Below are 9,261 nucleotides of genomic sequence, written 5' to 3'. Positions count from 1 at the left end.
GCCGTGAGGGTGGTGACGCGGGTGAGGGCCTGGTCGAGCATGACGCCGTCCTTGAGCATCCAGACGACGTCCGCGGGGGCCTTCGACTTCCACTTGCGGCCGTAGTGGTCGTCCAGGAGGGCGAGGGCGTGGCGGCGGCGCTGCTCGGCCTGGAGGGCGTCCGGGTAGGACGTGATCTGCCACAGGACCATGCGGCGCCACAGGCGGAACGTGGAGAAGGGCGCCAGCAGCCAGCGGGCGATGGGCACGCCTTCGCGGACGGTCCCGGCGGCGATCCCGGCGCGGCGGCGGATGGCGTGCCGGACGGCCTCGATGAACGTGATGAACAGCACGGGCATGGCGGCGTGCATGACCATGCCGGTGACGTCGCCGTGCGCGGCGGAGATGTTGAGCCAGACGGTGGCGGCCGTGAAGGCGAACGCCATCCAGCGCAGCGCCGGCATGGGCATGGCCAGCCACTCCAGGAGCAGCGCGACGGAGACGAGGGCGAGGATGCCCAGGTCGACCCCCGCCGGGACGATCCACGCCTCGTCGCCGAACCACGGCTCGGCCACGTCCCGGACGGACGCGAACGAGCCGTATCCGCCCAGGCCGGCGAGGCCCGCGAAGAAGACGCCGCCGACCGCGGCCAGCACGCGCTGGGCCCGGGTCAGCGGCATCGTCGTCCGGTCCATCGCGTCCCTCCCGTCACGGGGTGTCTGGATCACCCCGTGACGGTAGCGCGCCGTCCCGGACGAAACCGGCAATATCCCCCAGTCGTCAGCGGAGCGGGTCGAACGGGTCGAGTTCCACCGGCCGCCGGCCGGTGACGATCTGCTCGGCGAGCAGCCGCCCGGTCGCCGGGCCGAGGGTGATGCCCCACATGCCGTGCCCGCCGGCGGCGAAGACGCGCGGCGAGCGGGTCGCGCCGATCAGCGGCAGGCCGTCGCGGGTGCAGGGGCGGGACCCGACCCACTCGTCCTGCCGGGCGCCGAGGTCGGCGCCGCGCAGCAGCGGCCGGGCGGCCTCGACGATCGCCTTGATCCGGCGCGGGTCGAGCGGGGCCTCCGGGGCGCGGAACTCCATCATCCCGGCGACGCGGAGCCGGTCGCCGAGCGGCGTGCAGGCGACGCGCTGGGCCGGGAAGTAGACGGGGCCGTCCGGGACGCGGTCCATCGGCACGCTGAAGCTGTAGCCGCGGCCCGCCTGGACGAGGGACCGCACGCCGAACTGCCGGGCGAGGTCGCCGAGCCACACGCCGCTCGCGAGCACCACCGTGTCGAACTGCTCGGAGTCGCTGCCCGTGGTGCGCACGGAGACGCTGCCCCGCCGGTGGCCGATCTCGGTGACGTCCGCGCCCGCGCGGATCTTGCCGCCCCGGTCGCGGACGGAGTCGGCGAGCGCGTGCACGAACGCGCCCGGGTTGATGAACCGCTGGCCGCGCAGCACGATCGCGGCGCCGATCTCGTCCGACAGGGCGGGCTCCAGGGCGCGGGCCTGGTCGCCGGTGAGGGCCTCGTACTCCAGTTCCTGGCCGGCCGCGCGGATGTGCTCGATCTCCTCCAGCAGGACGCGCCGCTCGGCGGCCGTCCGGTACGCGGCGAGGAAGGACCCGGCCTCGTTCGTCTCCGCCTTGACGCCGCCGTCCAGCAGCGCGTCGAAGCTCGGCAGCGCGCGGCCGTTGATCGGCACGAGCGACTCCATCGCGCGGCGCCACCGGGCGGCGGTGCTGTTGCGGGCGAACCCGGCGAGGAAGCGGAGCAGGCGCGGGTTCGCGCTCGGCGGGACGTACACCGGCGACGACGGGCTGAGCACCGCCCGGATGCCGTAGGAGAGGACGGCCGGCTCCGGCAGCGGGGTCGCCAGGCCGGGCGTGAGCCAGCCGGCGTTGCCCCAGGACGCGCCCGCGGCGACGTCCCGGCGGTCGAACACGGTGACATCGGCGCCGTGCTCCTGCAGGAACCAGGCGGTGGACAGCCCGACCATGCCGGCGCCCACGACGGCGACTCGGCGCGGCGCTGCGTCGAGAGCCATGGCGACTCCTCTCCTCGCTGTTACGCGTGACACTTCGATGGTGCGCCGTGGTGAAGCCGTCGTCTCTGTCGCGATCGGCCAATCCGGTCGGGGCCCATCGTGCGAACGGCACAATGGACGCATGGTGAAGCTCGACGTGGCCGACCTCGTCGACTCGCTGGGGCTGCTCCGGCTGGTGACGCCGGGGCGCGGCGGGCAGGTCCACGACGTGGTGCTGGCGGAGCCGGGCGAGCCGGCCGGGCAGCCCGGCGAGATCGTCCTCGCCGTGGGCGTGACCGGCCCGGCCGAGGCCGTCGCGCTCCTGGAACGTGCCGACGCCGCGGGCGCGGAGGGCGTCGTCCTGAAGGCGCCCGTCGCGCCGGAGGTCGCCGAAGCCGCCGCCGGCCTGAAGCCCGCCGTGATCGAACTCCAGCCCGACACGTCCTGGACGCACGTCATCTGGCTGGTGCGCGGCGCCGTCGACCGCGCCTACGCGCCGCAGCCGTCCGGCATCCCCGACGACCTGTTCGCCCTGGCCGACACCGCCGCGGAGATCGCCGACGCGCCCGTCACCCTGGAGGACGCCCGCTCCCGCGTCCTCGCCTACTCCGGCCGCCAGGACACCACCGACCCGGCCCGCGTCTCCACGATCGTCGGACGCCGCGTCCCGCCGCAGGTCATCGCGCATCTCCGCGCCTGCGGGGTGTTCCGGAAACTGGCCCGCTCCTCGGACCCGATCCTCGTCCCCGCCGGGCCGGACGACATGCTGCCCCGCCTCGTGATCCCGGTGCGCGCGGGGGGCGAGTGGCTCGGCTCGATCTGGGTGGTCGCGCGCACGCCGATCTCACAGGACCGCGTCCGACGCCTCACCGACCTGGCGTCCGTCGTGGCCCTGCACCTGCTGCGCCTGCGCGCCGAGGCGGGCGTGGCGCGCCGCGTCTCCGCCGACCAGTTGCGCACCGCCCTCCGCGAAGGCACCCCCGTCCCGGCGGACCTCCCCTACCGGGCCGTGATCCTGGGCGGCGGCGAAGACCTCCGCCGCCGCCTCGACCTGTGGGAGGCCATCACCCACCGCTTCGGCTGGCACCGCCCCCTCCTCGCCGACCTGGACGGCGCCCTCTACGCCCTCCTCACCGACCCGCCCCGCACCCGGGGCGAAGCCGGGTCGACGCCGTGGCTGCGGCCCGTCCTCACCGAGGTCCGCGCCCACGACCGCACCCTGTACGCGGCGGCGGGCGGCCCGGCCCGCTCCCCCGCCGACCTCCCCCGCTCCCGCGCGGAGGCCGCCGAACTCGACGCGCTCATCACGTCCGGCCGCCTCGCCCCCGGCCTTCTCCTGCTGGAGGACGTCTGGGACGCGGTCGTCATCGAACGCGCCCGCAAGGCGACCCGCGTCGAGGAGGGCCTCCTGGGCAGCCCCCTCCCGGCCCTGATCACTCACGACGAGAAGCACGGAACCGCCTTCCTCGCGACCCTCGCCGCCTGGCTGGACCACTACGGCGACCCGAAGGGCACGGCGGAGGCGCTGTCCGTCCACCCGAACACCTTGCGCTACCGCCTGCGCCGCATGGCCGAGGTGGCGCCGCTCGACCTGTCGTCCCCTCGAACGCGCCTGGCCCTACGTCTCCAGCTCACCGGTCTGGGAACAGACCCGTAGCCCCGGCCTAGGTTCCCGTGGTGCCGCCCTGCACGTACTGCTGGGCGTACTCCCCGGTCGCCGGGACGACGGTGATGACGTCGATCATGACGCCGTCCGGTGCCGCGACGATGAAGTGACGCTGGCCGAACTCCTCCGTGCGCAGGGAGAGGAGTTCAGGCAGGCCCGCCCCTTCGACCAGCCTGCGGTGCTCGGCGTCGACGTCGTCCACCTCGAAGTTGAGCAGGAGGCCGCCCTGGAGGGGCGTGCGGTGTCCTTCGGGGATGGTCGGGTGGGCGTGGTCGAGCAGGGCGAGTTCGTACTGCGGGGCGTCCGGGCGGCGGAGGCTGACGTACCAGTCGGCCTCGAAGGTCACCTCGAACCCGAAGTGCCGGACGTAGAAGCGCCGCGACGCGGCGACGTCGCGGGTGGCGATCACCGGGTAGAAGCCTCCGAGCTGGACCTTCATGAGCACGTCTCCATCCGTCCGTAGTCCGATTTCACATACCCGAGGTATGTGAGACGGACGGTAGCATACCCGGGGTATGCGAAAGGGAGGGCGGACCGACGATGGCTGGCACGAGGGCCGAGCAGCGGGCGGCGACACGGCGGGCGCTCCTGGCCGAGGGACGCCGGAGGTTCGCCGCCGACGGCTACCACGACGTGGTCCTGGCCGAGGTGGCGCAGGCGGTCGGCGTCACCAAGGGGGCGGCCTACCACCACTTCGAAAGCAAGGCGGGGCTCTTCCGGGCCGTGGTCGCCGAGGTGCAGCAGGAACTCGGCGCGCGCGTCGCGGCCGCCGCCGACCAGCACGACGACCCCTGGGAGCAGCTGCGGGCGGGCTGCCGGGCCTTCCTCTCCGCCGGGAGCGACCCGGTGGTGCGCCGCATCGTGCTGATCGACGCCCCGGCCGTCCTCGGCTGGGACGAATGGCGAGCCATGGACGAAGACTCCTCAGCCCGCCACCTAGCCGAAGCCCTTGAGGACCTCGTAAAAGCCGGAGTAATAACCGACCAGCCGGTAGAGCCGTTGGCCCGCTTGCTGTCCGGCGCTATGAACGAGGCCGCCCTATGGCTGGCCCGCTCACCGGCCCCGCACGCACTGGCGCAGACAGAGCAAGCATTGGACCGCCTACTGAACGGCCTGCGCACCCAAGACAACTAACGCGCGCGCCTGCGGCGGACGCGCCAGACGATGACGCCCACGACGACCACGCAGGCAACGACGATCGCGACGACGCGTCCCGCAACGTGCTCGATGCGGCTGTAGGCGGAGCCGGCGAAGTAGCCGAGCAGGGTGAAGCCGACGCCCCACAGCAGCCCGCCGGCGGCGTTGTACAGCAGGAACACGTGACGGGGCATCCGCGACATCCCCGCCAGCGCGGGCATGACCGCGCGGAAGAACGCGATGAACCGTCCGAGGAAGACGGCCACGCCGCCCCGGCGCTGGATCAGATCGCGGGCCTTGTCCACACGGTCGCGGTGGGGGCGGAGCATGCGGGTGTCCAGGATCGCCGGGCCGACCCGGCGGCCGATCATGTAGCCGACGAAGTCCCCGACGATCGCCGCGACGGCCACGACCGCGCACAGCCAGACGATCGAGACCCGGTGCTGCCCGGCGATGACCCCGCCGAGGACGACGGCGGTCTCGCCGGGCAGCACGAAGCCGAAGAACAGGGCGTCCTCGCAGAACACCAGCCCGCCGACGACCCCGTACACGACCGGCCCGGACAGACCGCCCAACCAGGACGTGACCGAGTCGAGCACCTCTCCCCGCCCCCAATCCGGACTCCCCCGCACCGGGACGGTTCCCCAGATCGCCCGGCCTAAGGCTCGTTCAGGTAGGCGAGTACGGCGCGGACGCGGCCGTTGGTGTCGTGCGAAGACCTCCCCCGCACGTGTCCCCATTGTCGTCTTGCCCCGCCCGTGAGCACTCCAATTCGATGAGTAGTGACAGCTCTGGAAGGGAGCACTGTGGGCAAGCACGATGAGAAGAAGGAAGGCGACGGCCGATGGGACAAGCCGATCCCGCCGCCGGACCCCAAGAGCCCGCCCGGGGGCGGGAAGCATGAGAAGGGCTCGTAGGTGGCCGACGCGGTTGAGTTGTCGGCCCGGCTCGTCTCCGCGCTCTCCGAGGCGGGGGAGATGACGCCGGAGTGGCGCGGACCGTTCGAGAAGGCGGCGCGGCACCGCTTCATTCCCGACACGGTGTGGGTCCAGGACGGCGACCTGCTGGTGCCGGTCGACCGGGCCGCCGACGAGGACGCGTGGCTTGAGCTGTGCTACCGCAACGACTTCGTGATCACGCAGGTGGACGACGGCGCCCCGTCCGCGCCGGGCGGAGCCGGGTACGAGATCACCAGTTCGGCCAGCCGCCCTGACGTGGTCGCCCAGATGCTCACGGCGCTGGAGGTCGCCCCGGGCATGTCGGTACTGGAGGTCGGCACCGGGACGGGATGGAACGCCGCGCTGCTGGCCGAGAGGCTCGGCCCCGGCCGGGTGACCTCGGTGGAGGTCGACCCCGCGGTGGCCGACCATGCCCGGCGAGCGCTCCAGAGGGCCGGATACGGCGTCACGGTGGTGACCGGGGACGGCGCGCTCGGATACGCACCGGACGCGCCGTTCGACCGGGTCATCGCAACGGCCGCGGCCGCTCGGGTGCCGTACGCGTGGGCGGAGCAGACTCGGCCCGGCGGACGGGTCCTGGTGCCGTGGACCACCGACTTTCACAACGGTGCGCTAGTGGCGTTCGCGGTATCCAAGGACGGCACCATGCGGGGCCGCATCGTCGGCGACACGTCGTTCATGCGCCTGCGGTCCCAGCGCGGCAGGCGGGCCTTACTGGACCGTGACGTGCACAACGTCGCAGAAGCCCGCCGGTCCTCGACGGAGCTGCATCCCTACCAGGTGCTCGGCGAATACGACGCCTCGCTGGCGATCGGGCTCAGGGTGCCCCGCTGCAAGCCGATCGTCACCCATCACGGCGAGGCGTACACGGTGTGGCTGGTCGACCCCTGGTCGGGCTCGTGGGCGAGTCTGGAGCACGAGCCCGGCGCGGCGAAGTTCCCCGTCCGCCAATCGGGCGACCGCAACCTGTGGCAGGAGGTGGAGGCGGCCCTTCAGTGGTGGGACGGCCTCGGACGTCCCACCGCCGACCGCTGGGGCCTGACCGTCACACCCGACGCCCAGCACGTATGGCTCGACACCGAGAACCACCAGATCAGTCGATGACCGATGACGTCTTCGGCCACGGATACCGTACGGCTGCGAGCCGAGCTTGCCGGACTGCTCGCGGCCGACGACCGGGCCTGGCGCGAGGCGGTGGGGGCCGTGCCTCGGCACCGGTTCATTCCGGGCTTCTATGCCGACTCCGGCGAGCGTTCCCGGGACGGGCTGACCGTCTGGGAGCCGGTCACCGAGGCCATCGACCGGGCGCGATGGCTGACGGCCGTCTACTCGGACACCACTCTGATCACCCAGTTCGACGGCGACGAGACCGACTGGGACCGTCCGGCCCCCAGGACCGGCGGGGCGCCGACCTCGTCGTCCACGCTGCCCTCCCTGGTGGTGCGCATGTGGGCCGACGCGGATGTCCGGAACGGCCAGAACGTCCTAGAGATCGGCACCGGCACCGGTTACTCGACGGCGCTCGCGTGCGAGAGGCTCGGCGACAGTGGGGACGTCACATCCGTGGAGGTGGACGGCCACCGCCTGAGCCGGGCCGCGGCCGCGCTCTACGAGTGCGGCTACGCACCGGACCTCGCGGTGGCCGCGGGAAGATCCTCACCACCTTGTCCGGCTGGCTGTACGGGTACGCGCGGGTGCTGCTGACCGTCCAGGACGACGGGACCGCCGAGGGACCGCTGCTTCCCGGGACCATCTCGTTCATGGCCGCACGAGTGCAGGAACGGCCGGAGCCGGGCAACCCGGCACACTGGGCGTCGCTCACACACGACGCCGAACCCCGTCCCGTCCGCCACGGCCCTGAGCGCCTCGACGATTCGACGGAGGACGGCTTCTCCGGACGTTTCCTCGCCCAGTTGGCCGCACCCAACGCGCAACTCACGCTGCTGAACGGCACCGCGCAACTCATCGACGTCACCACCGGCTCCACCGCCGCCTTCACCTCGGACGGCGTCCGCCAAGCGGGCCCTGTGCGCCTATGGGACGCCATCGAGGCGACCTGGGACGCCTGGGACCAGGCCGACCGCCCCGCCCTGGACACCTTCCGCCTGAGCATCGCCAACGGAACCCAACGGATCCATCAGCCCACGACCCCCGCCTTGTCGTTCGCTTTGCCGAATTGACCCCCGGCGAGCGCCACTTCACCACTCAGCCCGGACAGCCGCAGATCAGCGGGGTTGCATATCATCGGGGGTGGCTTCGTAGTGCTGTTGGACGGCGATGGCCTGGCCGAATTGGCCGGCCTGGCTGGGGCTGCCGCAGAGTTGCGGAGGATTCGCCAGTTCTTAAGCTGCTTGAGCCGAGCGTTTGCGTTCGCCGCCTCTCCGCCTGACATGCGAGCGGGGATCGCCCCCGATGTCCAGAGGCTTGACCCGCCGGGATCCGGCAACGACCTGCACGTCCATCCAATGGCAGCGGTGCTCGGTCGAGTCGCGGCCTGCTCCGACCGCCTTTGTCCGATCACCCCATGCAGGAACGCACAACACGCGCTCCACAATCCGCAAGACAATGAAATCGAAATGCCCGAAATGAGGTATCCGAGGTAACTGCGGGCAGCGATCATGAGTCACAAAAAGAATCATGGTGGAATTTCGACTCGAAAGCACAAGCCAGCGCCCGTTCGGATACCATAGGAGCATGAGTTCAATTCCGGTCGATCTTGATGCCGCGTCCACCATTGAATTGGTGAACGCGGCCTCTGCGATCGCCGCTGAACTCGCCTCCCGCACCGCCCCCGACTCCCCAGCCGCCTGCCTGGAACTGGCCGAAGGACTCGCCGCCGCCACCGATCTGCAAGAGGCCGCGCTGGCCGGGTACGTCGGCGTGGTGGACGGCGCCCGGGAGGTACAGCGGTGGGGTTTCCCCTCCACCCGGTCCTGGCTGCGGTCCCGCCTGGGCATGCGCGAATCCCGCGCCAAGGAACGCCTGACCCTGGCCCGCCAACGGCACCGCCTGCCCGAGATGACCGGACGATGGGCTGCCGGTGAGTTGTCGGCCGGGTACGCCGCCACCATCGCCGACGCCGTCACCCGACTCGACGACACCGACTGCCCGGTCGCTGAGAACATCCTGCTGGGCATGGTCGACCAAGGATTCTCGGCCGGGAAGGTCGCCTCCTTCGGCAAGCGGATCCGTGAGGTGATCGCCGAACGCGACGGGCGTGAGCAGGCCCCGGACGATGTGGCGCGGGGGTATGAGCGGTCGTGGATCGACTCGACCCGGTCGTTGGACGGTGGCCGCTACATCAAAGGCTGGCTGAATGCCGAGGACGCCGCGATCTGGGACGGCACCCTGGGGCCGCTGGCCAAGCCCGCGGGAACCGACGACCGGCGTGATCTAACGGAGCGGACGGCGGCGGCGTTGACGAGCGTGTTGTCGGGCGGGCACAAGGCCACCAAGGTCACCGTCATCTGCGACCTGGACACCCTCACCGGCGGCACCACCCCCGCC

At 71.8% G+C, this 9,261-nt stretch carries 10 protein-coding genes; 6 read left to right on the top strand and 4 right to left on the bottom strand.

Features of this window, described 5'->3' with window-relative positions; all coding sequences use genetic code 11:
* Positions 1-707, bottom strand: a 707-nt coding sequence (locus ETD96_RS34750) for a DUF2637 domain-containing protein (protein ID WP_138640717.1), incomplete at its 3' end; no start/stop codon positions are given.
* 52 nt (positions 708-759) lie between these two features.
* Positions 760-2,013, bottom strand: a complete 1,254-nt coding sequence (locus ETD96_RS34745) for an NAD(P)/FAD-dependent oxidoreductase (protein WP_138640716.1) — start codon at positions 2,011-2,013, stop codon at positions 760-762.
* Positions 2,014-2,134: 121 nt separating this feature from the next.
* Between ETD96_RS34745 and ETD96_RS34740 the strand changes: the two genes are divergently transcribed.
* On the top strand, positions 2,135-3,649 hold the full coding sequence (locus ETD96_RS34740) for a PucR family transcriptional regulator (protein WP_138640715.1): 1,515 nt from the start codon (positions 2,135-2,137) through the stop codon (positions 3,647-3,649).
* A gap of 7 nt (positions 3,650-3,656) precedes the next feature.
* Here the strand turns inward: ETD96_RS34740 and ETD96_RS34735 are convergent, their stop codons facing one another.
* Positions 3,657-4,097, bottom strand: a complete 441-nt coding sequence (locus ETD96_RS34735; RefSeq protein WP_138640714.1) for a VOC family protein — start codon at positions 4,095-4,097, stop codon at positions 3,657-3,659.
* 101 nt (positions 4,098-4,198) lie between these two features.
* Here ETD96_RS34735 and ETD96_RS34730 point away from each other — a divergent pair, with 101 nt between their 5' ends.
* Positions 4,199-4,792, top strand: coding sequence for a TetR/AcrR family transcriptional regulator (locus ETD96_RS34730; RefSeq protein ID WP_138640713.1), 594 nt, complete (start codon positions 4,199-4,201; stop codon positions 4,790-4,792).
* Here the strand turns inward: ETD96_RS34730 and ETD96_RS34725 are convergent.
* Positions 4,789-5,394: a DedA family protein gene (locus ETD96_RS34725; protein WP_205719592.1), complete on the bottom strand. Its 606-nt coding sequence runs from the start codon at positions 5,392-5,394 to the stop codon at positions 4,789-4,791. The two genes, ETD96_RS34730 and ETD96_RS34725, sit on opposite strands and share 4 nt — an antisense overlap.
* Before the next feature lie 318 nt (positions 5,395-5,712).
* Here ETD96_RS34725 and ETD96_RS34720 point away from each other — a divergent pair, with 318 nt between their 5' ends.
* The 4 genes from ETD96_RS34720 to ETD96_RS34710 form a co-directional block, all read left to right on the top strand.
* Positions 5,713-6,858: a protein-L-isoaspartate O-methyltransferase family protein gene (locus ETD96_RS34720; protein ID WP_240808448.1), complete on the top strand. Its 1,146-nt coding sequence runs from the start codon at positions 5,713-5,715 to the stop codon at positions 6,856-6,858.
* Between the two features lie 3 nt (positions 6,859-6,861).
* Positions 6,862-7,458 (top strand): methyltransferase domain-containing protein, encoded by a 597-nt coding sequence (locus ETD96_RS46150; protein WP_205719591.1) that lies wholly within the window; start codon positions 6,862-6,864, stop codon positions 7,456-7,458.
* The gene (locus ETD96_RS46145) at positions 7,449-7,934 is read left to right on the top strand and encodes a hypothetical protein (protein ID WP_205719590.1); all 486 of its coding nucleotides are present in this window, start codon (positions 7,449-7,451) and stop codon (positions 7,932-7,934) included. Before ETD96_RS46150 ends, ETD96_RS46145 begins: the two co-directional genes overlap by 10 nt.
* 457 nt (positions 7,935-8,391) lie before the next feature.
* Positions 8,392-9,261 (top strand): DUF222 domain-containing protein (locus tag ETD96_RS34710; protein WP_138640711.1); only part of this gene is annotated, 870 nt, incomplete at its 3' end.

Origin of the sequence: Actinomadura geliboluensis (assembly GCF_005889745.1) — a bacterium.
Lineage (GTDB): Bacteria > Actinomycetota > Actinomycetes > Streptosporangiales > Streptosporangiaceae > Spirillospora > Spirillospora geliboluensis.
This window is presented reverse-complemented; position numbering and strand designations above follow the sequence as displayed.